This is a genomic window from Labrenzia sp. VG12, assembly GCF_002237595.1.
In the GTDB taxonomy this organism is placed as follows: Bacteria; Pseudomonadota; Alphaproteobacteria; order Rhizobiales; family Stappiaceae; genus Roseibium.
The window spans coordinates 609,047-631,579 of the sequence record NZ_CP022529.1 but is presented as its reverse complement, the minus strand read 5'-3'; the positions used below and the strand labels follow the sequence as shown (position 1 = coordinate 631,579).

Here is a 22,533-nt window from a genome sequence, read left to right as displayed (position 1 = left end):
GAGGTCACCAAACGCGAAGGAGACCATCATGCTGCACTCAGGCGATATCTACGAAACCCGCGCCCGCGCTGCCCGCAACCGGGAACTGCGCGCTTTGAGCCGTGCTCTGTCGGGCTTGATCCAGACTGCTTTTTCCGGTCGTCAGTCCGTTCGCAAGGCCCGTTTTTCGGTTCTCGAGCCGGTCAACGATTGCGGCGAGGTCCAGAACAGGGCCGCCTAGGCCAACCCGATGCCAACACCGGTCGCCTTGATGCGGCCGGTCCGGGGCGATGCCCCGTCCTGACCAAATTGTCATATCCTGTGGCGTCTTTAAGCCTTGCCTTGTCGTTCGGCGCCTGCCACATACGCTCCGTTCTCAGGGCGGGGTGAAACTCCCCACCGGCGGTAAGCGGCTTGAGCTGCAAGCCCGCGAGCGCGCTCCTTTTTGAGCGGTCATGCAGATCAGGTGAGATTCCTGGGCCGACGGTCATAGTCCGGATGAAAGAGAAACTGCGGTCGGACCACACCTGTGGCACGAGTGCATGTGATCGCCTTGGGTGACGTGTCAAGAAAACGGAGATCACACATGACACACACCCGCTACGCCTTCATCAAAGCCGGCTGGCACGCAGACATTGTCGACCAGGCCCTTGTGGGCTTCCAGCAGATCATTCCAGCTGAAGACATTGATGTATTTGACGTTCCCGGTGCCTTTGAAATGCCGCTTGCGGCAAAGGACCTTGCCGTCACCGGCAAATATGCGGCCATTGCGGCTGCGGCCCTTGTCGTCGATGGCGGCATCTACCGGCACGATTTCGTGGCCCAGGCAGTTGTCAGCGGCTTGATGCAGGCCGGTCTCGAAACAGGTGTTCCCGTTCTCTCTGTCTCCCTGACCCCACACCACTTCCAGGAGACGGATCACCACATGACGATCTATCGCGAACATTTCGTGCTGAAGGGCCGTGAGGCTGCGGAAGCCGCGTTGAAGATCGGCAAGTTCAAGGCACAGCTCAAGGGCTGATCTGCCGCATCACTTCAACTGATGTCCGCTGCGCACAAGCGGAGACCCAGGAAGCTTTATCGGTGAGCGCGTGAGCGCGAATGGAAAGCCGGATCAGTCCGATCCGGCTTTCCTTTTACCAACAACCGCGGCCTGCCCTACTTTGCCGGAACGTAGTCTGCTGTCTGGCCACGCGTAATGATGCCAAGGTCGTCATTTTCGCGAGCGGCCCGCAGCCGTTCCTCTGCCTCATCCGCCTCGCGCTGCCGCGCCCACATGGAGGCATAGAGGCCGTCCTTGTCGAGCAGCTCGAGATGGGTGCCGCGCTCGGCAATTTCGCCGGCTTCCAGCACGATGATCTGATCGGCATTGACCACGGTGGACAAGCGGTGCGCAATCACCAGCGTGGTACGGTTCTGGGACACTTCGTCCAGCGCCGACTGAATTTCCCGCTCCGTATGCGTGTCGAGCGCGGAAGTCGCTTCGTCCAGGATCAGGATCGGCGGTGATTTCAGGATCGTGCGGGCAATCGCCACGCGCTGTTTTTCACCACCGGACAGTTTCAGGCCACGTTCGCCAACCTCCGACTGATAGCCCTGTGGCAGCTTCTCGATAAAGTCGTGGATCTGCGCCATGCGCGCCGCCTCGCGCACTTCCTCATCTGTCGCGTCCGGACGACCGTAGCGAATGTTGTAGGCGATGGTGTCGTTGAAGAGCACCGTATCCTGCGGCACCATTCCGATGGCGTGGCGCACGCTCTCCTGGGTGACGTCACGCACGTCCTGGCCGTCAATGTCCACGGCGCCGTCCGTCACGTCGTAAAACCGGAACAGCAACCTGGAGATCGTCGACTTGCCGGCGCCGGAAGGCCCGACGATCGCGACCGTCTTGCCGGCCGGGACCTCAAAGTCGACGCCCTTCAGGATCGGCCTGTCTTCATCATAATGAAAGCGCACATTCCTGAAGGCGATGTTGCCTTCGACGGCCTGAAGCGGGCCGGCATCAGGCTTGTCCTTGATCTCGGCCGGCACGAGCAGCAGATCGAACATGGATTCGATGTCGGCCAGGCCCTGACGGATTTCCCGGTACAGAAAGCCGATGAAGTTGAGGGGAATGGAAATCTGCATCAGGAGCGCGTTGATAAGGACAAAGTCGCCGATGTTCTGCTCGCCTGCCAGCACCGCTCTGGCGGACAGGGCCATGCAAACCGCCATGCCGATGCCAAGGATGACGGACTGACCAAGGTTCAGCCAGGCAAGAGACGTCCAGGTCTTGGTGGCCGCCTTTTCATACTTCGCCATCGACACGTCGAACCGTTCGGCTTCCATCTTCTCGTTGCCGAAATACTTCACCGTTTCAAAATTCAGGAGGCTGTCGATGGCCTTTGAATTGGCATCCGTGTCGCTGTCGTTCATCTCGCGCCGGATTTCGATGCGCCAGTTGGAACATTTGACAGTGAACCAGACATAGGCCGCAATCATGACTGCCACGACGACGACGTAGAAGAAGCCAAACTGGTACCAGATGACCGCCGCCATGATGGCGAATTCCAGAACTGTCGGGAACCCGTTGAGGATCGTGAACCGCACGATCGACTCAATGCCCTTTACGCCACGCTCGATCACACGGCTGAGGCCGCCGGTGCGGCGCGCCAGATGGAAGCGTAACGAGAGCTGGTGCAGATGCTGGAATGTGAGGATCGCCAATTGACGAACGGCATGCTGGCCCACGCGGGCAAAAAGCGCGTCCCGTAACTGGTTGAAGGCAACGGCAAGGACGCGTGCGGCATTGTAAGCCAGAACCAGCATGATCGGTGCCACCAGGAACGGCGGCAGGTCCGCCACCTCACCGGTCAGGGCGTCGGTCGCCCAGGCGAAAAAATAGGGCGACAACACCGTTACGAATTTGGCGATCACCAGCGCAAAGACGGCCAGCAGAACACGCTTCTTCAGATCGGGTCGGTCCGAAGGCCAGATATAGGGCCAGAGATTGGCCAGCGTCGTCAGCGTGCTGCCTTCGTCGGCGCTGACGGCCTTCTGTTTGTTTTGCTTGTCGGACGGGCTGCCGGATGCCGCGGTCGTGTCTTTTTGCGGCGCGGTGGCTGATCGATCTGTCACGCAATGTCTCCAGGCCGCCGATGCGCGGCCGTTTCGCTATTGATTGTGCGGCTTTTCGGCGGTCCGCCCGCTTCAGGCCATTTCTGAGTTCTCCGGCCGCAATGCTTGCCAGAACCCCTGAGACAGGGTTTCCGCCTGGTCGAGTTTTTCCCGGTTAAGCAGATAGTGGCAATTCCGGCCGCGCGTGTCGCACATCAACAGGCCTGCCTCCTTGAGGACCTGCAAATGCTGGGAAACAGTTGATTGCGCCAACGGCAGGTGATTGACGATCTCACCGCAGCACGCCTCCTTGCGCGTTGCCAGTTGCTTGACGATGGCAAGCCGCGCCGGGTGGCCCAAGGCCCGAAAGACAGCAGCCAGCTCTTCACATGCTGCAACGCATTCGGATGTCCCCTGACAACCCGTCTTCCCAGATGCCTCGCTCCCGCTCATGCGGTGGCCTTTCTCTTCACAGCGATTTGTTTCATCGTAAATATGCGATGAGTACTTCGAAAAACAAGGGCCAAAGAGAAAAGGCAGAGACCCCGGGGGTCACTGCCTTTGTTTTTTGTCATCCGCCTGGCTGGTTTAGCCGTTGTTTTCGACCGGCTGCTTCCAGTTCAGATCGCCTTCCGGTGTCAGGAACACCTGACCTGGATAGATCAGGTCAGGATTACGAATCTGGTCCTGGTTCGCCTGATAGATGGTCGTGTAGCGAACCCCTTCCCCATAGAGACGGCGTGAAATGCGCCAGAGGTTGTCGCCCTTGCGGATGATCACCACCGGCAGGGTCTTCTTGACTTCCGCACCCTGCCCCGCGGCATCGCCGCTGGCGCCGCTGGCGACGACCTTCGTCAGAACGATCTGCTTGTCCTGTTCCTTCTCGAAGGTGACGGCGGCCCGCGCATCCACGGCATTGCCGTCTTCCGCAATCAGGTCGGCACGCACTTCAACATTGCCCTCGGCAATGTTCTTGGTGCCCTGAACCAGCCACTTGCCGCTGGCATTGACTTCGGCCTCGCCCTGGAACTCGTCGCCGACATAGACGCGAACAGAGGAGCCCGGCTCACCCGTTCCGGCCACAAAGACCTTGTCGGTCTCCGACTCGACGGCCTCAACCGTAACAGTCGGTTCTGCCGGCGCCGCCTCAGGCTGAGGCGCTAACGTAGCAGGCGCCGTAGCCTCCACCGGCTGATTGTCGGCCGGAGCCTGTTCCACTTGAGACGCCGGTTGTTCACTCGCCGCAGCAGCCGGTTGGTCTTCGGACTGTGCCGGCTCGGATGGCTGGACAGACCGGCTCGCCACTTGCGTTTCTTCGCCAGCGTCTGTCTCCGGCGTCTGCGCGGCGGCCGCCGTCTGTTCCGCGGCTGCAGGTGCTGATCCATTATCCGAAGACGTTGTGGCAGCCGTTTCGGTTGCCTCTGGCTGGGAGGTGTTGCCGGTGCCTTCTGCTGCCGCAACCTGAGCTGCGTCACCCGACGCCGTTTCCGCTTCGCCTGCCTCTGCCTGGGCAGCCGGTGCGATCTGGTCGCTCGATGCCGGCTGGCTTTCCTGCGAGGCTGCTGCGACCTGCTCTGCCGCCGGAGCGGCCGGTTCAGCCTTTGCCTGTTGCGAGGCAGATGTTTCAGGCTGCTGGCTGTCATCCGCTTGCGGGGCAGAAGCTGCTTGCGTGTTCTGAGGTGCTGCGTCTCCGGTCGGCGCTGTCGGTTCAGCAGCGGCCTGCTGTTGCGGCTCCTGCTCAGGCTGGACCGCGGCGACCTGCTGTTCCGTTTCCGGTTTCTGCAGAACGTCGGACGGACCATCCGGCGAATTCAAGACGACCAGCGGCTGTTCCTTGCCGCCTTCCGGTAGCGATACGGCCAGGCGTTCTTCGGACGTTGCCACCGGATCGCCCGCCTCGTCATGAACTTCCAGACCGACGTCATAGTCGCCCGGTTTGAGCGGCTCATCGAGGATGATGGTCCACTCCCCGGCCTCGTTGGCAATGCTCTTGCCGACCACCTTGCCATTTGCAGTCAGGGCAACAATGGCACCGGCATCCGACCGGCCTGCGACCACCGTCTCACCAGTGGGCTCCACGCCGACGACGTCAAAGCTCGGTCCCTTGATGCTCTGATCCTGATCGGGCGCGGTTTCAGACTGCGCAGTTTCTTCAGGAGTGCTCGCGTCCTGCGGGGATACGGCGGTTTCGACCTGGCCGGTTTCGGTTGGTCCTGCGGGTGCTGTTGTCGTTTCGGCCGCCTGCTGGAAGGGCAGCTTGCCGGTGTCCCGGTAGATAAAGGCGGTGGCCAGCGCAGCAAGCCCAACCGGCACAGCCACGATCAAAGTCCAGACGAGTGTTTTCTTGTTCATTGATTTTCCTGCCGGAGAGCGCCCCTGCCGCGCTCGTTTTTCCTGTTCCCCTGTGCCGCTTCGCATTGGACGACGACCGCGGTTCCGATCAAACGGTCGCTGGTGCTGCCTGAAATGCCGCTGACACAAATTCCGATCTTGCCCATGCATAGCTTTCTTTTCAGGGCGCGGCAAGAAAACCCGCTTAAGGGCCAATGGCATTCAAACAGAATGCTTGACCTTCAGGCGATCTCAATGCCACACCTTTGCGTCATGAATACGGTTTCTCAAAAACAACTCACAAGCGTCTGTGTCTATTGCGGCTCCAGCTTTGGCTCGGACCAGTCTCACGAGGCTGCCGCCACCAGGCTTGGCCAGCTCATCGCCGAGGCGGGGCTTCGCCTTGTCTATGGCGGCGGCTCCGTCGGCCTCATGGGCACCGTTGCCAATGCCGCCCTGGAAGCAGGCGGCAAGGTCACGGGAATCATTCCGCGTTTCCTGGAAAAACGGGAAGTCATGCTGGAGACGCTCGAGGACCTCGTCATCACCGACGACATGCATGAGCGCAAGCACCTGATGTTTCAGCGCGCCGACGCCTTTATTGCCCTGCCGGGGGGCATCGGCACGCTGGAAGAAGCGGTGGAAATGATGACCTGGGCCCAGCTCGGCCAGCACCGAAAACCCGTTGTCCTCGCCAATATCAACGGCTTCTGGTCGCCGCTTCTGGAACTGCTCGACCACATGCGTGCGCAGGGTTACATCCGCCCGGACACCGAAGTTCCCTATCTGGTCGCCCGCAATGTGGACGAGATCCTGCCAATGCTGCGCAAGGCAACGTCCGGCGCACCGACTACTTCCGCAGGGGAACTGGCCTCGGTAGACAAACTCTAAGCAGCTGCAAGAAAAATGAGTTTCGGATTCCGGCCCGAAGCTGTGAATTATTATCTTTAACCAAATTGAAGTTGTCAGAATTGGATAGTACGGTCAGGACAAATACCGCAAGAACAGGCATGCTCCATGCAAACTACCCTTTTGGTTGAAGACGCGTCGTTTTTTGAAAAGGCGATCGTCAAAAAACTGCATGAAGTCGGCCGACATCAGATCATGGTTGCACGCAACTATGAGGAAGCGGAAAACTGCCTGAACCTGCCGATCGGGGAGCCGGACCTTGCCTTGGTCGACCTGACCCTGCCGGATGCACCTGACGGCGAGATTGTCGATCTGTGCGACCAGTTCAAGATTCCCACCATCGTCTTCACCAGCCGGTTCGATGCCAAGACCCGCAGCAAGATGCTGGAAAAGGGCGTCATCGACTACGTTCTGAAAGACAGCCCGGGCAGCCTGAACTATGTGGCGGAGCTGATCCGCAAACTGGCGCAGAACCCCAAGATCGGCATTCTGGTCCTCGACGATTCAGGCGTCGAACGCGATGCCATCTCGCGGATCGTTTCGAAGCACCTCTACAAGGTCTACCAGGCCGGTTCCACGGACGAAGCGCTTCAAACGCTGAAGGATCACAAGGACATCAAGCTGGTTCTGGCGGATTACTTCATGCCGGACAAGGACGGCTTTGCCTTCCTGAAAGCCGTTCGGCGGGTGCATGACCCGGAGAAGGTCGGTGTCATCGGCATGTCCTCCTTCGCCAATTCCGACAACCGGGTGCGGTTCCTGAAATACGGTGCCGCCGACTTTGTCGACAAGAACTGTTCACCGGAAGAGCTGCTGCTGCGGGTCTCACAGAACCTCGATTACATTTACCGCATCGAGGAACTGAACAATATGGCGATGCAGGACGCTCTGACCGGGCTCTACAATCGCCGCTTTCTTCTCGACGAGGTCACCAAGGGCATCAAGAAGTGGCAGGCGAGCGAGAACAACAAGCACTGGCTTGCCCTGATGGATCTCGATTCCTTCAAGGGCATCAACGATACGCTCGGCCATGACTTCGGCGATGCCGTGCTGACGAGCTTTGCGCAGCACCTGAAAAAGCTCTCCAGGGGCAACGATGTGGTTGCCCGTCTTGGCGGCGACGAGTTTTGTGTCGTTTTCTGCGACCGCAGCGAAGAGGAAGTCGTCGAGGCACTGCAGGGACTGCTGGATTCAATTCAGACTTCGCCGGTGCGCCATGACGGTGAAGAACACCTCATGCGGACCAGTATCGGCGTTGCCGAGCTTGAACCGGGACAGTTTGGAGAAGCCCTCAAAGTGGCCGATCACAGGCTCTATACTGCCAAGCGCACCGGGCGCGGTCAGCTGGTCGCAACCGGCTGAGCACGCGCCTGGCGGCGATAGCGTCGCCAGCTGTCATAGGTGAAGACCACCAGGGCACCCCAGATCATCAGGAAGGTCATCAACTTGGTCTGATCGAGCGGCTCTCCCCAGACATAGACCGCCATCAGGAAGTGGATGGATGGCGCGATATACTGCATCAGTCCGATCATGAAGAGCGGCAGACGGCGGGCTGCCGAGGAAAAGCAGATCAATGGCAGAGCCGTCACGATCCCGGTCCCGGCAAGAGCCACCAATACGGGCAGGTCGTTCAGAACCAGGGCATCCTCACCCCAGCTCAGGCTCAACAGCACATAGCCCACCGCAAGCGGAAACAGCAGCAGGGTTTCGACAAAGAGACCCGGCGTCGCCTTGACCGGCGTCACCTTGCGCACATAGCCGTATCCGGCGAAGGAAAAGGCCAGAACCAGCGACACCCAGGGCAGACCGCCAGCCAGCACCGCCTGCAGAACCACGGCAAGGGCAGCAATGGCAACGGCGGCCCCCTGCCCGATCGACAACCGTTCATGCAGCACCACGAGACCAACCACGATGCTGACCAGCGGGTTGATGAAATAGCCGAGCGAAACGTCAAGCACCTGGTCATTGGCAATGGCCCAGACGAACACCAGCCAGTTGACGGCAATGAACGAGGCAGACGCCGCAAGACCCTTGAGCACTTTCGGCTGTCGGAAAACCTCCCGGACTTCCGGCCAGCGGCCGCGCAGATACAAAAACAGGCCGACAAACAGGACGGACCACAAGATACGGTGCGACACCACGAGATCAGCTGAAATCGTGTCGGTGAGTTTGTAATAGGCCGGGAAGAAGCCCCACATGCCATAGGCGGCAAGCCCGAACATCAACCCCTGACGGAACTCGGCCTGCGCCTCGGTCTCGGTGCCCGTCTGCGACATGAAAAAGCCTTTCTGGCGCGAAGTGTTGCCGCAGTCCGTTCAGACCGCGTCAGCCTTCAAAAGCGCGAATGTGATGGAATCGACGAGGGCCTGGAATGAGGCGTCGACGATGTTTGAGGAGACCCCGATCGTGAACCAGCGACGATGGTTCTTGGTGTCGTGGCTTTCGATCAGGACGCGCGTGACAGCGCCCGTGCCACCGTTCAGGATTCGCACCTTGTAGTCAATCAGTTCGAGCCCCTCGATCGCCGACTGGTACTTGCCGAGGTCCTTCCTGAGAGCCATGTCGAGCGCGTTGACCGGGCCGTTGCCCTCTGCGACCGACATGCGCGTTTCACCATCAATGTCGACCTTGACCACGGCTTCCGACACGGTGATCAGATCGCCGATGGCATTGAAACGACGCTCCACCATCACCCTGAAGGAATTGACATCGAAATAGCGCGGCACTTCGCCCAGCTCGCGGCGCGCCAGCAACTCGAAAGACGCATCAGCCGCCTCATAGGCATAGCCATCCGCTTCCCGCTCCTTGACCTTGGCGAGCAAGCGGTCAAGCCTCGGGTCGCTTTTGTCGACTTCGATACCGACCCGGCTGAGTTCTCCCAGGAGGTTGCTCTTGCCGGCCTGATCCGAGACCAGAACGCGGCGCGCATTGCCGACGCTTTCCGGTGTCACGTGTTCATAGGTCTGCGGATCCTTCAGGATCGCCGAAGCATGAATGCCGGCCTTGGTGGCAAAGGCGGTTTCGCCGACATAGGGCGCCTGCCGGTCCGGGGACCGGTTCAGGATCTCGTCAAAGGCATGCGAAATTGACGTGATCGCCTTCAGCTGGTCATCACTGACGCCGATCTCCAAACGGTCGGAAAAGGCAGGTTTCAGTTTCAGGGTCGGGATCAGGGTGATCAGGTTGGCGTTGCCACACCGCTCTCCAAGCCCGTTCAAAGTGCCCTGGACCTGGCGTACACCGGCATCGACCGCAGCCAGGGAATTGGCAACCGCGTGGCCGGTGTCGTCATGGGTGTGAATGCCCAGGTGAGAGCCCGGCACCACGTCCTGGACCTTGGTCACGATATCGAAGATCTCGTCCGGCAAGGTGCCGCCATTGGTGTCGCACAGGACAATCCAGCGGGCGCCGGCATGATAGGCGGTTCGGGCACAATCGAGGGCGTAATCCGGATTGGCCTTGAAACCGTCGAAGAAATGCTCGCAGTCGATCATGGCTTCCTTGCCGGCATTGACCGCAGCGATCACGGTTTCATAGATCGAATCGAGATTTTCCTCGTTGCTGCAGCCCAGCGCGACGCGGACATGATAGTCCCAGGCCTTGGCAACGAAACAGCAGGCATCCGCGCTGGAAGACAGGATCTGCTGCAACCCCGGATCATTGGCCGCCGACCGGCCGGCCCGTTTGGTCATGCCAAATGCGGTAAAGGTCGCCGTCTCGGTGCGCTTTTCGCCGAAAAACTCCGTATCGGTCGGATTGGCGCCGGGGTAACCGCCCTCGATGTAATCGACGCCCAGACGTTCCAGCAGCTCGGCAATGACGGTCTTTTCGTTCACCGAAAAGTCGACACCGCTTGTCTGCGCACCGTCGCGCAGGGTTGTGTCGAAGAGATAGAGGCGTTCCTTGGTCATGGGCGTTTCCTGGGGTCGCGCGTTGTCTTTTTTGTTTAGCCGTTCTGGTTTTCGTCGGGCTTGACCGGCGACCAGGTGTCTGTGTCGTGGTCGGGATGCTGGTTCGAGACGATGCTCGCGAGGAAGGCTGCGGTCTCGACATCCTCTTCCGTCAGACGGGCGGGGATATCGGCCATGTGGTCGGTGTAGGGCAGTTTGCCTTCCACGCCATACTGGATCACCGGCGCGATACCGGCCGGATTGTCAAAAGCGCCGATGGCAATGGCGACACCATCAGGGGCTTCATAGGTGAGCGGTGTGCCACAGGCCTCGCAAAACCCGCGGGCAACCACGTTGGAGCTCCGGAAACGTTTCGGTTCACCGCGTGTCCAGGTGAGTTCGGCCTCGTCACGAATGCTGACCAGGGGTGCATAGAACCCGCCAAAGGCCTTCTGGCACATGCGGCAATGGCAGATGGAAGCCTTACCCAAGGCCCCGGTGACCTTGAACCGCACCGCGCCGCACTGGCAACCGCCCGCGTGATGTTCAGCACCTTCAGCCATCAGCAATGCTCCTTGCCACAAGTTTCAAGAATTTTCCGGCAGACGCCGTCGAGATTTGTCAGGACGTCCGAATTCCAGAAACGGAGGACCGTCCAGCCTTGTGAGCTAAGAACAAGATCTCTTTCCTGATCACGCTTCACGTCCGGGGTTTCAGCATGCTGTGAACCGTCCAGGTCAACGATCAATCGATAGGACGGCGCAGCAAAGTCAACGATGTAGCCTTCAATTGGCATCTGACGCCGAAACGGAATGCCCTCAAGCCGATGCGCGCGCAAAACGTGCCAAAGTTTTTTCTCGGCATCGGTCATGTTCGAACGAAGCGTTCTCGCGTTTGCCCTGAGGCCTCTTGAGATTTGACGATGAGGCATTGAGTAAATCCGCCAGGAAGGCTCGAGGTCTGTATGCTCTACAAAGGTTGCATCCCCCCTTCTGTCCGCAACGGCGGACATCTCCCCCGCAAGGGGGAGAAGGGAGCAAGCGGCATTTCTCTCGCATCAAGTTGCTCGCTTTCGACGAAGCAAACCTCCAGATCCGCTAAGGCGCGAACACTGCTAGACAGGTCATTGGCAAGACAGCACGGCAACCACCCCTCTCCCCCCTTGCGGGGGAGATGTCCCTGAAAGGGACAGAGGGGGGTACCTTGGGCGTCCGCCGGCACAATCCTCACCGCTTGACCTCCCAGGTGGTCACGCGCTCGCCGGTTGCCGAGTCTTTTGAATCCTTTAGCAGGATTCCCTGAGAGGTCAGTTCATTGCGGATCTCGTCGGCCTCAGACCAGTTCTTGGCCTTGAGCGCCTCCAGCCGGCGGCCGATGGCGGCCTGGATGGCGGCTTCATCGATGCCGCTGAGGTCCGCCTGAACCGGTCCCAACCCCAGCAGTGCGGCGGAGGCGGAATAGTCCTCCAGTCTGGACGGGTCCTTGGCCGCCTCGACCGCAAGCGCGTGCAGGGCCTGAATGGCCGCAGACGTGTTCAGGTCATCCAGCATCGGCTCCAGAACTTCCGGTGCAGGGGCTGCATCGGTTGGCACCGGATCCGGCCAGCGCGCAAGCAGGTTCTCCGCCTCCTCCAGCTTGCGCTGGGAGAAGTCGATCGGCTCGCGGTAATTGGTCATCAGCATGGCCATGCGAAGGACTTCGCCCGGCCATTTGCGCCCACCGAAACTCTCCGTTTCCAGAAGCTCCTGAATGGTGAAGAAATTGCCCTCGGACTTGGACATCTTCCGGCCTTCCACCTGCAGGAAGCCGTTGTGCATCCAGTAATTGGCCATGGTGGACGTGTCGTTTGCGCAGCACGACTGGGCGATCTCGTTTTCATGGTGAGGGAAGATCAGATCCAGACCGCCACCGTGAATGTCGAACACCTTGCCGAGATGATGAGCGCTCATGACCGAGCACTCGATATGCCAGCCAGGGCGTCCACGCCCCCAGGGGCTCTCCCAGCCCGGCTCTTCGGCTGAGGAGAGTTTCCAGAGCACGAAATCGCCAGGGTTTTTCTTGTGTTCATCGACGGCGATACGGGCGCCGGCCAGCTGCTCATCGAGCTTGCGCTTGGACAGTCCGCCATAGTCCGGCATGGAGGCCGTGTCGAACAGCACCTCGCCGCCCGCTTCATAGGCGTGGCCCTTGTCGATCAGCGTTGCGATCATCTCCACCATGCCGTCGATATGCTGGGTCGCCCGTGGCTCGAATGTCGGTTCTTGCACCGCAAGAGCCTTGATGTCCTTGTGGTACTGATCGGCCGTCTTCTTGGTGACCAGCGCGATGGCCTCGTTCAGCGGCAGGGCCGGATGATCGCGCAAAGCCCGCGCGTTGATCTTGTCATCGACGTCGGTGATGTTGCGCGCATAGGTGACATGATCCGCACCATAGAGCTGGCGAAGCAGGCGGAACAGCACATCGAAGACGATGGCCGGCCGGGCATTGCCGATATGGGCGTAGTCGTAAACCGTCGGTCCGCAGACATAGAGACGCACGTTCTCGTCATCGATCGCGCGGAATTCCTCCTTGGCGCGCGTCAATGTATTGGTGAGCTTCAAGCCCTTGAAAGTGCCGGATTTTTCTGTCTCAGCGGCGCTCATGTCAAACGGTCTCCTGGCCGGCTGGCCGGGCGATCCGTCTCAGAGGAATTTTTGCCAAGAGGGAACGGCCACAGCCAGCGGTGTCGCTAGCTGCAAATAATGGTGATCGAAATGATGTTCCGTGTGGCCGTCATCATGGCGGGCTTTATGGACCGGAAATTGGAAGCCGGTCAAGGCTGCAAATGGCAGGAAAGGCCAAATCCCGCCCCCTGTGGCGTTGGCGCCTCACCAGAACTGCCCTAAAGTTTGACGATTGGGAATCAGAGGGGGAATTTCCGATGGGTAACTTTTGGTCCGGCCGAAATAACCGAGCGTCAATCGCTCTGGCGCTGTGCATCGCCTTGTCCGGAGGGTTGACTGGCAGTCCGTCATGGGCGCAATCGGAGACAGCGCCCTCCGAAACCCAGGTCGTCCCCCCGCCGCAGTTTCTGGATCCGGAAACTCCGATTGCCAGGGCCATCCAGTCGGAAATGTCTCCGGACCTAGATCAAGGTCTTGTCCTCCACTATGGCGAACGCGCCTTCGCACCGGTCTGGTTCACCGAAGACGGGTTGACCGAAAACGCCCATCTGACGATCGCCGCCATGGCGGCGGCCAATGAACACGCGCTCAATCCGAACAATTACGACCCGCTCGGCTTCATCAAGCGGTCCGAAACGGCCACCAGCGAACAGGACTGGGCGCGCTTCGACATTGACCTCTCGGTCCAGTTCCTGCGCTACGCAACCCACCTCTCCTCTGGTCGCGTCCAGCCAAACGCCGTCAACAAGGCACTGAACCTGTTTCCGGACAGGCCGGACCCGAAGAACCTGTTCAAAGCCGTCGCCCGGTCGGAAGACTTCAGCGCCTTTCTCGACAGTCTCGCACCGCAATCCGACAACTACGCCCGGCTGAAGAGACGGCTCGGCCAATTCCGGGAAAAGGCGGCCGAGGGTGGATTTACACCGATACCGGACGGCGAGGTGCTGAAACCCGGCATGGACGATCCGCGGATTGCCGTCCTGCGTCAGCGGTTGATCGAGGAAGATATTCCGGGCGCAGCGGACCATAATGGCGAAGCCTATGACGGCGCCCTGGTCGAGGCCGTGAAGACGTTTCAGGAATACCACGGCCTCGCGACCGACGGGGTGATCGGCAAGAACACGCTCGCCAAACTGAACATTCCCTTGCAGGAAAAGCTGATCCAGATGGAGCTCAACATGGAGCGCCGTCGATGGATGCGTGACGATCTGGGCGAATTCTACATCTTTTCCAATCTGGCCGATCAGAACCTGAAGGTGGTGCGCAACGGCAAGACCATCCACACGGCACGGGTTGTCGTCGGCAAGCCTTATCACGCCACGCCGGTCTTCTCCGATCAGCTTGAATATGTGGAGATCAATCCCTTCTGGAACGTCCCCTATTCCATCGCCACCAAGGAATACCTGCCGAAACTGAAGCAGAATGCCTCCGCGCTCAGTGGCAAACAGATCCGCGTCTTCCAGGATGGCACGGAAATCGCCCCGACCCAGGTGGCCTGGAACAGCTACTCCGGCGGCAATTTTCCGTTCCGCCTGCGCCAGGACCCGGGCGACGGCAACGCCCTTGGGCGGATCAAGTTCATGTTCCCCAACCGGTTCAACATCTACATTCACGACACGCCGTCAAAATCGCTGTTCTCGCGCGCCGAACGCGCCTTCAGTCACGGCTGTATCCGGGTGTCCAATCCGTTCAAGCTCGCAGACGTGCTGCTTGCCGATGTCAACGCCAATCCTGGCCACTGGGAAACGATCCGCGACAGCGAAAAACGGACGGTTATCAAGCCGGCCGCTCCGATCGAAGTCCACCTGACTTACCTGACCGCCTGGATGAACAAGGACGGTTCGACCCATTTCAGAAAAGACATTTATGGCCGCGACAAGGTGCTGCTGGAAGCATTGAGAACAGCCATGACTCAGAACCTCTGACAATAAACCACTGTAAACAAAGAATTTCTCATTTTTTAGAAAGCTGAACGGCAGCTGAATGCACCGCTCAGCATGGGTTCAAGGGCGCGCGCCTATTCTCCAGTCAATCGATAACGGATTGCCATCTGGAGAGCCCCATGTTGAACCGCATCTTTGTTCTGATCTTTCTCGCCCTGGTCTTCGGCGGCCCCTTCGTCGCCATCCTTGCCATCACTGACGGCACCGAGGCGTTTGGCCAGGAAGCCCAGCAGAAGGGCATGTGCCTGACCACCGGCACCGGATGCGGCAATGGCAATATCATTGTCACCGTCGCCGGTCGCATCTAAAAGACAGCAGTAGCAACACAAATGTGTTAGCTTGAAGTTCGGTCGGTTGTTTGGCAAGATTCGAAGATGGACTACAAAGCACTTGAAGACAAAGCGGAATCCGCGGCGGAATTCTTGAAGATGATGGCATCCGCGCCGCGATTGCTGCTGATGTGCCTGGTGCTTGAGGAAGAGCGCTCCGTTGGCGAACTCGCCGAGAAGACCGGCATGCGGATGCCGACCGTCTCGCAGCAGCTGGCCCTTCTGCGGGCTCAAGGGCTTGTATCAACCCGCCGCGAGGGCACCACGATCTATTATCGGCTGGCAAGCGAACCGGTCAAAGACATCATGGCCATGCTCTACAAGCATTTCTGTTCCGGTGAAGACCTTCCCGTCGCCAAGCACCTGGAAAGTCTGGACGCAGAATAGCCGGCAGATCCCGGGCTCTGGCGATCACCCTTTGACGAAATCCCCGCATTTGGGCGGCTCCTGATCCCCCCAGGGCATCAGCGGCACGGTCGAGGTCGAGTTCTTCGGGCTGCCTTCGATCAGCTTGTCCGAATAGACCAGATAAACAAGCACATTGCGCTTTGCATCGCAGCCGCGCACGATCTGCATCTTCTTGAACATGAAGGAGCGGCGCTGCCGGAACATCTCCTCGCCTTGCTCGAAATTCTCCTTGATCGTCACCGGGCCGACCTGGCGGCAGGCCAGCGAAACGTCGGAAACCTCTTCGGCCACACCAAGCCAGCCAGAGACACCGCCCTTTTCCGGCACCGTGAAATGGCAAGCCACGCCGTCCACGATCGGATCGTCGATGGCATAGGTGGCCAGCTTGTGATCCGGGGTCAGAAACTTCCAGACGGTTGATTTCTTGAAGATGAGATCGGGTTCATCCGCAGCCAGGGCAGCCCCGGCACCTTGAAACATCAGGGCAATACCCAAAGTTGCGGCGATGAATAAACGCATAAAATCCTCCTGATCGGGAACGCCCCTCATGTGGGGATCACGACGGCATGGTCAACCATAAAGCCAAAAACAAACACGCGCCCGAGGGCGCGTGCAAGCTTGCCGGTCATCTGTTTCGGAAAGACGTCAGCGCGCCTCTTCAAGAACCTTTTCGTCCGGTTCGACCGTTTCCTCCCGGGCCTCACCGGTTTCCTCGGAAGTTTCGACCATGTCTTCCGGTGTCAGATCCAGAGCATCTTCCGCGTCTGTGTCCTCTTCGGCTGCATCCATGGCAAGAGAGGCAGCGAAGTCGCTATCGGAGACGAGATCCGGGGCCGCCTCGCCCGAATTGTCGACAGCACCAGCGCTTTCGGCCGCTTCAACTGCAGCGTCTTCGACAGGCTCTTCGGCAGCGGGCTCGGTGACAGCCTCAGCCGCAGCTGGAACGGAACCGTCTAGCGCGTCTTTCAAGTCGGCGATGCGTTCACGTGTCCAGACCTGCGGCTGGTCGAGGCCGAGCGCTTCGTCATAGGCCCGCGCCACGTTCAAAGGCAGATGGAAATCAAAATCATCCCTGGATGCAAACTGCGATGACAGGGCATCCTTGACTGCAAAGAACGTGTCCTTGAGACCAAGGCTCTGTTCCACACAGGCCGCAGCCGCGTCCCGCAAGGTGGTCACGTAGTCGCGCGTGGTCTCGATCGCGGTCGCAACGGCCTGGGGACCGTTCGCGACCCTGCCGCGACCCGGCACCAGCGCACTGGGCCGGAAAGCAGTGATCCTGTCGAGCGCGCGCGGCCAATCGGCAAGGTGGGCGTCGCCGCAATAGGGGCTGGCAGATTTCTGGACCAGGTCGCCGGCAAAAATCACGCCGCTCGCCGGCACCCAGACAACCAGATCGCCCATCGTATGACCGCGGCCGAGATGCATCAGGCGGACGTCCAGACCGCCGAGATCGATGGACATGGATGAGGCAATCGTCATGGTCGGCATGACGCAGCCCGCACCTGCGGGCAGACCCGAGAAGAGATCGGGATCCCGTTCGCGGGAGACAAGCAGGTCCTCCGCGCCGCGCATCTCGATCATGCGCCGGCTGAGATCGGACGCGATCACCTCACCGGCCTCAAAGGCGGGAGCGCCAATCGCGCTGTCGGCATGGAAATGGGTCAGCACCACCGATTTGACGGGCTTGTCGGTCAGCTCCCGGATCTTGTCGAGGACCTTTGCGGCCTGGGCCTCCGTCGCCTGGCCATCGACGACAAGCACGCCGCGGTCTCCGATCACCACGCCGGTATTGGAGCATCCGTCCGCGCTATAGGCATAACAACCGCGTCCGAGTTCGACGAACTCTTCGTTCGCGCCCGGTGCCGTCTCGGCCCTTTTTGTCATCCCTACCATCGCGGTCTCGCTTTCCTGCCAGCTGCCTGACTGCCTGCATCATTCCGCACGGCCTTTGCCATGCCTTTTTCCGTTGACTGTAGCGTCTCAGCTTCCGTGCCTGATTCGCAATTTTCCACCTGTGAAATCCTTAACTATTCCTTTTTTATCAACAGATAGGTCCGGTAAAATGCCGTCTTTCGACTTCCCCAACCGAAGCTCTCTGCCGTTCTTGCTTGCCGACCTCACACTTTTTCGTAGCAGGCCGGGTTGTCATTGCCGCGATTTTCAAGTGGTTATACTTGCTAGTGCTAGAAAATGGCCGGAACGCGGCAGGGTTCTTCTGCACGTTCGAACAGGCTTAACGAAAACCAGAGGTGGCAATCAGCTCATGTCCGCACACAAGGGTTCCAAGACTGACCCCTCACACCGGTCCGTTCCAGACCAGCCGGTTCTCCAGCTGCGCCATTTTCTGCCCTACCGGCTCAATCATCTGGCGGAAACGGTCAGCCGGTCCTTTTCAAAGATCTATGCCGACACCTATGGCATTGGCATTCCCGAATGGCGCGTGCTTGCCATGCTTGGGGAGCACCGGGAAATGACCGCCCGAGATGTCAGTCAGGCGACGTCGATGCACAAGACCAAGGTCAGCCGCGCCGTCGCAGCCCTTGAAAAAAGCAATCTGATCCAGAGGGTGAAAAACCCGGAGGACCAGCGCGAACAGACCCTGCGGCTCAGCAAGGAAGGCATCGCGGTTTATGAAGACATCGTGCCACGCGCGCTGGCCTATTCCAGGCAACTGGAAGAAGCGCTGACAGATGACCAGAAAGCGCTTCTTGACGACCTGTTTGAAAGGCTGCATCAGGCAGCCCTCGACCATGACACCCCCTGATCCCGAACCGCGCCCCATTAACCTAACGTGAGAGCTTTGGTTGCTATTGATTGGTGCAGCAGTGATGATGTGCAACACGGCGAAAGCCGATACGGCGTGGGGAAAGGCGCTGTAGGGGACAGGTTATGGGACGTCGCGGGACCTTCAGGTCGAACAGCTTGGCGCGCGCTATTGCGGCTGGCGCAGTCCTTGTGCTGTGCGCACAGGCGGCCGAAGCTGCGAGCTGCGCCAGCCTGAAATCCGAATTGCGACAGCTGGAATCAGGCTCCTCATCACAGTCGCCCGCAGCCAAGAAGTGGAGCACTGCCAAACGCCAGCAGCAAAAAGCCCTGAGCGCGGCCGAGCGCGATGCGGCTCACTTCGGCTGTTCCACGGTTTCGTCAGCGAAATGCAAGGGTCTCAACAAGAAGATCAAGAGCATGCGCCGGAACCTGAAGGCCATTGAACGGCAACTTGCAAAGTCCAGTGGCGGTGTCGGAAATCCCAAGCGCATTCGCCAGGTGCGCGCTGCAATCAAGAAGCAGAACTGCAATGCGCCGGCCAGAACGCAATCGGCAGACAACCGACCCCGGTCAGAGGGCGACAAACCTCGGTCGCTGCTTTCAAGACTGTTCAACCCCCAATCCCGCGCCGAGCCGGTGGCAGCAACATCCGGTGACCGCGAGATCTCGGCAGTTCGCAAGAAGTCGAGAACCACGAGCAGCAGCAGCAGGCGCCGGCTGCCCTCCGGAGGTCTGTTCCGAACCCTGTGCGTTCGGACTTGCGACGGGTACTTTTTCCCGGTCAGCTACTCCACGGGCAAGCGCCAGTTTGCCAATGACGAAGCACGCTGCTCCGAAATCTGCCCCGCTGCCCAGACAGAACTTTATGTCTATCGCAATCCGGGCGGCGATCCGACCCAGATGATGTCGCTTGCCGGAGAGCTCTATTCCGAACAGCCCTTCGCCAACCGCTACAAGAGCGAATATGTCGAGGGATGCAGCTGCCGCCAGACCCGATCAAGCCAGTCCCGCTCTGCCTGGTCAGAACTGGGCACAGGCTCAGGCAGCCGGGTATTTTTCTCGGATATCAGCTCCGGCTTGCCACGACGCAGCCTGCAGCCGAGCCGCGGCAGCACCTTCGAAGATGAAGGCCGCGCCGCTTCGCCGATGGCGCGCACGCCTCTGCAACGCGCCCAGCTGCCGCGTTATGAAGATCCGGATACGCAGTTCAATCTGGAAAAGGGCTTCGATGTAACCGCCAGCCTCAGCCTTGCGGCTGCAAGACTGGGCAAGACCGGCGAAGATGCTATCTCCGGCCTGGACCTTCGAGACGGTTTGCCTGTGCTGTCGACACGTTCGTCAAAAAGTGAGGACGACGCGGAAATCGCCGCCTTTGCACCCGTATTCCAGAGCAATGACGACGGTTTCCGGGATGCATCGGACCGCGAGAATTCGGTCAGGGTAGTCGGTCCAGAATTTTTTGTTTCCCAATAAGCGGCAACATTGCCTTCATGTCCGGGCCATGATCCATTCCGGTCAGGACACGTCTCAGCGGCATGAACAGCCCCCTGCCCTTGCGGCCGGTCTCCGCTTTCAGGGCAGATGTCCAGGCACCCCAGCTTTCCTCGGTGATGTCCCCTTCCGGCAGGAAGGCGCGTGCCTGCGCGACAAAATCCCGGTCTTCATCCTCAATCCGGCTTTCAACCGGACCGGTGATGATCTGCCAGTAGGTCAGCGCGTCATCAACTGTCTCGCAATTGCCGCGGACTGCCATCCAGAAGGCTTCGCTCGGCTCAATGCCAAGAGCTGCCAACCTCTCTGACACCGCATCAAGCGGAAGGTCATGGACCAGGCGGGCATTCAGCCCTTTCAGTTCGTCAGGGTCGAACTTTGCCGCGGACCGGGAAACGCTCGTCAGGTCGAATTTTTCAACAAGAGCATCCATTGTCGGCACCGGTTCCACGGCCTGGCTTGTGCCCGTCAGGACGGCCAGAGACGCGACCGCCATGGGTTCCAGTCCGGCTTCGCGCAGCGAGCCGATCGACAGCGCGCCCTTGCGCTTCGACAGCCCCTCGCCGTCTCTCGTTGTCAGCAGGTTATGATGACCGAAGACCGGCGGCTTTGCATCCATCGCCTCGAAGATCGCGATCTGAACACCCGTGTTGGAGATGTGGTCCTCGCCGCGAATGATGTGCGTGATGCCCATCTCGATGTCATCGACAATCGAGGTGAAGGTGTAGAGATAGGACCCGTCGGCCCGGATCAGCACCGGATCGGACATGGATGCCAGATCGACCGCCTGGTCTCCGCGGCAGAGATCCGACCAGGCAACATCGGTGCGCCGGGTCTCAAACGGGTCTCCATCGTGGTTCGGCAGAAGAAAGCGCCAATGCGGCTTGCGGCCCTCGGCCTCAAACGCGGCCCGCTCTTCTTCGCTCTGCTGCAGGCCGGCGCGATCATAAACCGGCGGCCGGCCGAGTGCCCGCTGGCGTGAGCGGCGGCGCTCCAGCTCTTCCGGTGTCTCGTAACACGGATAAAGGAGGCCGGCGTCCTTCAGCTTCTGGGCAGCGACATCATAGGTCGGCAACCGGTCGGACTGGCGCTCGGTCCGATCCGGGTCGATCCCCAGCCAGCGCAGGTCCTTTTCGATCGAGTCGGCATATTCCTGCTTCGAGCGCACGGTATCCGTGTCATCGAACCGCAAGATGAATTGTCCGCCCATCTTCCTGGCAAAAAGCCAGTTGTAGAGCGCAGGACGGCTATTGCCGATGTGGATATGGCCGGTCGGCGACGGCGCGAAGCGAACAGTAACAGTCATGGCGGTTGAGTTAGCCCGTGAGACGCCAGTCATCAACCGAAAATCGGGACCTGTTTCAAGTTTGTTGTGCCCGCCGGTAAAGGCGCGTCATCCAGGTCAAAACGCCGGAATAGATCAGGCAATACCCTCCCATGACCGCGATCTGGAGGTCAAAGGAAACGCCAAGATCAATCAGCCAACCGACCAGCCCGGGCCCGGCCGCAGAGGCAAACACCATGACGGCAAAGGCAACGGAACGGATCGCCCCCATGTGCCGGGTGCCATAGGCTTCTGGCCAGAAGGCCCCGACCAGCGTGCCGTTGAAGCCGTTCGAGATGCCCACAAGGGCCATGAACACGAAGGCTGCGTATTGGGCATGGACCGTCGTGAGCACCAGACAGGCGAGCGCCAGCGGGATAAGTGTGAAAGGCAACAGCTGCCGGGCGGAAAACCGGTCGATCAGGGGACCGATGACAAGGCTGGCACAGACAACACCGCTGGCCATGATGACGAAGGCACTGGCGAAGACTTCCATCGACCAGCCCCGCAGCTCCACGAGATAGACCTGGTGAAAGAAGATCGACGTGCCCACGAAGGCCGGTGTGTTCACACCGAGATTGACCAGCCAGAAGCGGTAGTCAGCCAGGGCTTCCTTCCGTGTCCATTGACGGCCCTCCGCCTTGGTGGCAGCGACTTCCGTCGCAGTCGGCGTTCTTTCGCGCTTCAGCAACAGCATCAGAACGGGAAAGGCGATCAGGACGAGACTGAGTGCGGAGACGGACCAGGCCCCGCGCCAACCGTAACTTGCTGCCAGGACGACAAACAGGATCGGAAACAGGGCCTCCGCCGTCGGAAAACCGATCATGGCAATGGAAACGGCCCGGCCGCGTTGCGCGGAGAACCAGCGCCCTGCGGCAGTAATCGACGTGTGGGTCATCATGCCCTGGCCGCAGAGGCGCAGGCCGTAGAAGGCGACGGCAATCATCCAGATCGCCGAGGTGCTCGCCATGAGAAGGCATGACAGGGCAAGACCGGCCAGCACCACGGCGGCGATCCACCTGACGCGAAAATGGTCAAGGCTCTTGCCGACATAAGGAAGCGTGAACGCGCTTGCGAGCGTCGCCACCATGTAGAGCAGGCCCAGATCACCATGACTGAGGCCGAATTCGGCGCGCAGATCACCTGCGGACAGGGCGATGAAGAAGGTTTGGCCGAACCCGGAGAAGGCCGCAAGCAGGTAGCAAGCAGACAGCCAGCGCGCATTGTCGCGCAAGAAGGAGAAATAGGACATCAAGGCCATGCCTTCTCAAACGCGGGAACGAATTTGCCACACAAATTGACCTCGTCCTGAGGAGCTGTGCAGCAGTGTCTCGCAGGATCGGCCGCTCGTTCCGGAGCGAGTTGCCCATCCCTCGAGACGGGCCAGAAAGCCGTCCTCAG

The 22,533-nt window shown here is 59.8% G+C and carries 21 protein-coding genes and 1 riboswitch; of the genes, 9 read left to right on the top strand and 12 right to left on the bottom strand.

The window, feature by feature from the left end; all coding sequences use genetic code 11:
* Positions 1-28 precede the first annotated feature (28 nt).
* Positions 29-220 carry a hypothetical protein gene (locus tag CHH27_RS02915; protein ID WP_094070248.1) on the top strand — a complete coding sequence of 64 codons (192 nt, stop codon included), beginning with the start codon at positions 29-31 and terminating at the stop codon, positions 218-220.
* A gap of 127 nt (positions 221-347) precedes the next feature.
* Positions 348-494: riboswitch (FMN riboswitch) on the top strand.
* Between the two features lie 47 nt (positions 495-541).
* Complete coding sequence (locus CHH27_RS02910; RefSeq protein ID WP_256386449.1) at positions 542-1,000, top strand: 6,7-dimethyl-8-ribityllumazine synthase; 459 nt, start codon at positions 542-544, stop codon at positions 998-1,000.
* 137 nt (positions 1,001-1,137) lie between these two features.
* Here the strand turns inward: CHH27_RS02910 and CHH27_RS02905 are convergent, their stop codons facing one another.
* The 3 genes from CHH27_RS02905 to CHH27_RS02895 form a co-directional block, all read right to left on the bottom strand.
* On the bottom strand, positions 1,138-2,985 hold the full coding sequence (locus CHH27_RS02905) for an ABC transporter ATP-binding protein/permease (protein WP_094074481.1): 1,848 nt from the start codon (positions 2,983-2,985) through the stop codon (positions 1,138-1,140).
* Between the two features lie 183 nt (positions 2,986-3,168).
* Positions 3,169-3,528 carry a helix-turn-helix transcriptional regulator gene (locus tag CHH27_RS02900; RefSeq protein WP_094070246.1) on the bottom strand — a complete coding sequence of 120 codons (360 nt, stop codon included), beginning with the start codon at positions 3,526-3,528 and terminating at the stop codon, positions 3,169-3,171.
* Positions 3,529-3,663: 135 nt separating this feature from the next.
* Positions 3,664-5,427 (bottom strand): LysM peptidoglycan-binding domain-containing protein, encoded by a 1,764-nt coding sequence (locus CHH27_RS02895; protein WP_094070245.1) that lies wholly within the window; start codon positions 5,425-5,427, stop codon positions 3,664-3,666.
* Positions 5,428-5,661: 234 nt separating this feature from the next.
* Between CHH27_RS02895 and CHH27_RS02890 the strand changes: the two genes are divergently transcribed.
* Positions 5,662-6,297 carry a TIGR00730 family Rossman fold protein gene (locus tag CHH27_RS02890; protein WP_247646182.1) on the top strand — a complete coding sequence of 212 codons (636 nt, stop codon included), beginning with the start codon at positions 5,662-5,664 and terminating at the stop codon, positions 6,295-6,297.
* A gap of 126 nt (positions 6,298-6,423) precedes the next feature.
* The gene (locus CHH27_RS02885) at positions 6,424-7,677 is read left to right on the top strand and encodes a diguanylate cyclase (RefSeq protein ID WP_094070243.1); all 1,254 of its coding nucleotides are present in this window, start codon (positions 6,424-6,426) and stop codon (positions 7,675-7,677) included.
* Here the strand turns inward: CHH27_RS02885 and rarD are convergent.
* From rarD to cysS, 5 genes are all read right to left on the bottom strand, one after another.
* Entirely contained in the window at positions 7,656-8,591 is a 936-nt protein-coding gene (gene rarD, locus CHH27_RS02880; RefSeq protein ID WP_094070242.1) for an EamA family transporter RarD, read from the bottom strand. The genes CHH27_RS02885 and rarD overlap by 22 nt on opposite strands.
* A 39-nt stretch (positions 8,592-8,630) precedes the next feature.
* Complete coding sequence (cimA, locus tag CHH27_RS02875) at positions 8,631-10,226, bottom strand: citramalate synthase (protein WP_094070241.1); 1,596 nt, start codon at positions 10,224-10,226, stop codon at positions 8,631-8,633.
* Positions 10,227-10,261: 35 nt separating this feature from the next.
* A complete protein-coding gene (locus tag CHH27_RS02870) occupies positions 10,262-10,768 on the bottom strand; it encodes a GFA family protein (protein WP_094070240.1) in 507 nt (168 codons plus the stop codon).
* The gene (locus CHH27_RS02865; RefSeq protein WP_094070239.1) at positions 10,768-11,136 is read right to left on the bottom strand and encodes an endonuclease domain-containing protein; all 369 of its coding nucleotides are present in this window, start codon (positions 11,134-11,136) and stop codon (positions 10,768-10,770) included. Before CHH27_RS02865 ends, CHH27_RS02870 begins: the two co-directional genes overlap by 1 nt.
* 295 nt (positions 11,137-11,431) lie before the next feature.
* Positions 11,432-12,847 (bottom strand): cysteine--tRNA ligase, encoded by a 1,416-nt coding sequence (gene cysS / locus CHH27_RS02860; protein WP_094070238.1) that lies wholly within the window; start codon positions 12,845-12,847, stop codon positions 11,432-11,434.
* 278 nt (positions 12,848-13,125) lie between these two features.
* Between cysS and CHH27_RS02855 the strand changes: the two genes are divergently transcribed.
* The 3 genes from CHH27_RS02855 to CHH27_RS02845 all read left to right on the top strand — a co-directional run bounded on the left by CHH27_RS02855 (position 13,126) and on the right by CHH27_RS02845 (position 15,527).
* The gene (locus tag CHH27_RS02855; protein ID WP_094070237.1) at positions 13,126-14,793 is read left to right on the top strand and encodes a murein L,D-transpeptidase; all 1,668 of its coding nucleotides are present in this window, start codon (positions 13,126-13,128) and stop codon (positions 14,791-14,793) included.
* A gap of 137 nt (positions 14,794-14,930) precedes the next feature.
* Positions 14,931-15,119, top strand: coding sequence for a sugar transporter (locus CHH27_RS02850; protein ID WP_094070236.1), 189 nt, complete (start codon positions 14,931-14,933; stop codon positions 15,117-15,119).
* 66 nt (positions 15,120-15,185) lie between these two features.
* Entirely contained in the window at positions 15,186-15,527 is a 342-nt protein-coding gene (locus CHH27_RS02845) for a metalloregulator ArsR/SmtB family transcription factor (protein ID WP_094070235.1), read from the top strand.
* A 24-nt stretch (positions 15,528-15,551) separates the two neighbouring features.
* On the opposite strand, the gene CHH27_RS02840 is transcribed toward CHH27_RS02845, so the two are convergent.
* Together CHH27_RS02840 and CHH27_RS02835 are read right to left on the bottom strand one after the other, a co-directional pair.
* Complete coding sequence (locus CHH27_RS02840) at positions 15,552-16,067, bottom strand: CreA family protein (RefSeq protein WP_094074480.1); 516 nt, start codon at positions 16,065-16,067, stop codon at positions 15,552-15,554.
* 126 nt (positions 16,068-16,193) lie between these two features.
* Positions 16,194-17,435, bottom strand: coding sequence for an MBL fold metallo-hydrolase (locus tag CHH27_RS02835; RefSeq protein ID WP_094070234.1), 1,242 nt, complete (start codon positions 17,433-17,435; stop codon positions 16,194-16,196).
* 379 nt (positions 17,436-17,814) lie between these two features.
* On the opposite strand from CHH27_RS02835, the gene CHH27_RS02830 reads away from it, so the two are divergent.
* The gene (locus tag CHH27_RS02830) at positions 17,815-18,315 is read left to right on the top strand and encodes a MarR family winged helix-turn-helix transcriptional regulator (RefSeq protein ID WP_094070233.1); all 501 of its coding nucleotides are present in this window, start codon (positions 17,815-17,817) and stop codon (positions 18,313-18,315) included.
* 125 nt (positions 18,316-18,440) lie between these two features.
* Positions 18,441-19,790, top strand: a complete 1,350-nt coding sequence (locus tag CHH27_RS02825) for a DUF2865 domain-containing protein (RefSeq protein WP_094070232.1) — start codon at positions 18,441-18,443, stop codon at positions 19,788-19,790.
* Here CHH27_RS02825 and gltX read toward each other — a convergent pair.
* Positions 19,753-21,114: a glutamate--tRNA ligase gene (gene gltX, locus CHH27_RS02820; protein ID WP_094070231.1), complete on the bottom strand. Its 1,362-nt coding sequence runs from the start codon at positions 21,112-21,114 to the stop codon at positions 19,753-19,755. The two genes, CHH27_RS02825 and gltX, sit on opposite strands and share 38 nt — an antisense overlap.
* Before the next feature lie 55 nt (positions 21,115-21,169).
* Positions 21,170-22,393, bottom strand: coding sequence for an MFS transporter (locus CHH27_RS02815; RefSeq protein WP_371681814.1), 1,224 nt, complete (start codon positions 22,391-22,393; stop codon positions 21,170-21,172).
* Between the last annotated feature and the right edge of the window lie 140 nt (positions 22,394-22,533).

Excerpts from the sequence above, each read along its gene's own strand:
- CHH27_RS02915 (WP_094070248.1), top strand. The coding sequence starts at position 29 with ATGCTGCACTCAGGCGATATCTACGAAACCCGCGCCCGCGCTGCCCGC.
- CHH27_RS02900 (WP_094070246.1), bottom strand. The coding sequence starts at position 3,528 with ATGAGCGGGAGCGAGGCATCTGGGAAGACGGGTTGTCAGGGGACATCC.
- CHH27_RS02895 (WP_094070245.1), bottom strand. The coding sequence starts at position 5,427 with ATGAACAAGAAAACACTCGTCTGGACTTTGATCGTGGCTGTGCCGGTT.
- CHH27_RS02890 (WP_247646182.1), top strand. The coding sequence starts at position 5,662 with ATGCCACACCTTTGCGTCATGAATACGGTTTCTCAAAAACAACTCACA.
- CHH27_RS02885 (WP_094070243.1), top strand. The coding sequence starts at position 6,424 with ATGCAAACTACCCTTTTGGTTGAAGACGCGTCGTTTTTTGAAAAGGCG.
- rarD (WP_094070242.1), bottom strand. The coding sequence starts at position 8,591 with ATGTCGCAGACGGGCACCGAGACCGAGGCGCAGGCCGAGTTCCGTCAG.
- cimA (WP_094070241.1), bottom strand. The coding sequence starts at position 10,226 with ATGACCAAGGAACGCCTCTATCTCTTCGACACAACCCTGCGCGACGGT.
- CHH27_RS02870 (WP_094070240.1), bottom strand. The coding sequence starts at position 10,768 with ATGGCTGAAGGTGCTGAACATCACGCGGGCGGTTGCCAGTGCGGCGCG.
- CHH27_RS02865 (WP_094070239.1), bottom strand. The coding sequence starts at position 11,136 with ATGCCTCATCGTCAAATCTCAAGAGGCCTCAGGGCAAACGCGAGAACG.
- cysS (WP_094070238.1), bottom strand. The coding sequence starts at position 12,847 with ATGAGCGCCGCTGAGACAGAAAAATCCGGCACTTTCAAGGGCTTGAAG.
- CHH27_RS02855 (WP_094070237.1), top strand. The coding sequence starts at position 13,126 with ATGGGTAACTTTTGGTCCGGCCGAAATAACCGAGCGTCAATCGCTCTG.
- CHH27_RS02850 (WP_094070236.1), top strand. The coding sequence starts at position 14,931 with ATGTTGAACCGCATCTTTGTTCTGATCTTTCTCGCCCTGGTCTTCGGC.
- CHH27_RS02845 (WP_094070235.1), top strand. The coding sequence starts at position 15,186 with ATGGACTACAAAGCACTTGAAGACAAAGCGGAATCCGCGGCGGAATTC.
- CHH27_RS02840 (WP_094074480.1), bottom strand. The coding sequence starts at position 16,067 with ATGCGTTTATTCATCGCCGCAACTTTGGGTATTGCCCTGATGTTTCAA.
- CHH27_RS02835 (WP_094070234.1), bottom strand. The coding sequence starts at position 17,435 with ATGACAAAAAGGGCCGAGACGGCACCGGGCGCGAACGAAGAGTTCGTC.
- CHH27_RS02830 (WP_094070233.1), top strand. The coding sequence starts at position 17,815 with ATGTCCGCACACAAGGGTTCCAAGACTGACCCCTCACACCGGTCCGTT.
- CHH27_RS02825 (WP_094070232.1), top strand. The coding sequence starts at position 18,441 with ATGGGACGTCGCGGGACCTTCAGGTCGAACAGCTTGGCGCGCGCTATT.
- gltX (WP_094070231.1), bottom strand. The coding sequence starts at position 21,114 with ATGACTGTTACTGTTCGCTTCGCGCCGTCGCCGACCGGCCATATCCAC.
- CHH27_RS02815 (WP_371681814.1), bottom strand. The coding sequence starts at position 22,393 with ATGGCCTTGATGTCCTATTTCTCCTTCTTGCGCGACAATGCGCGCTGG.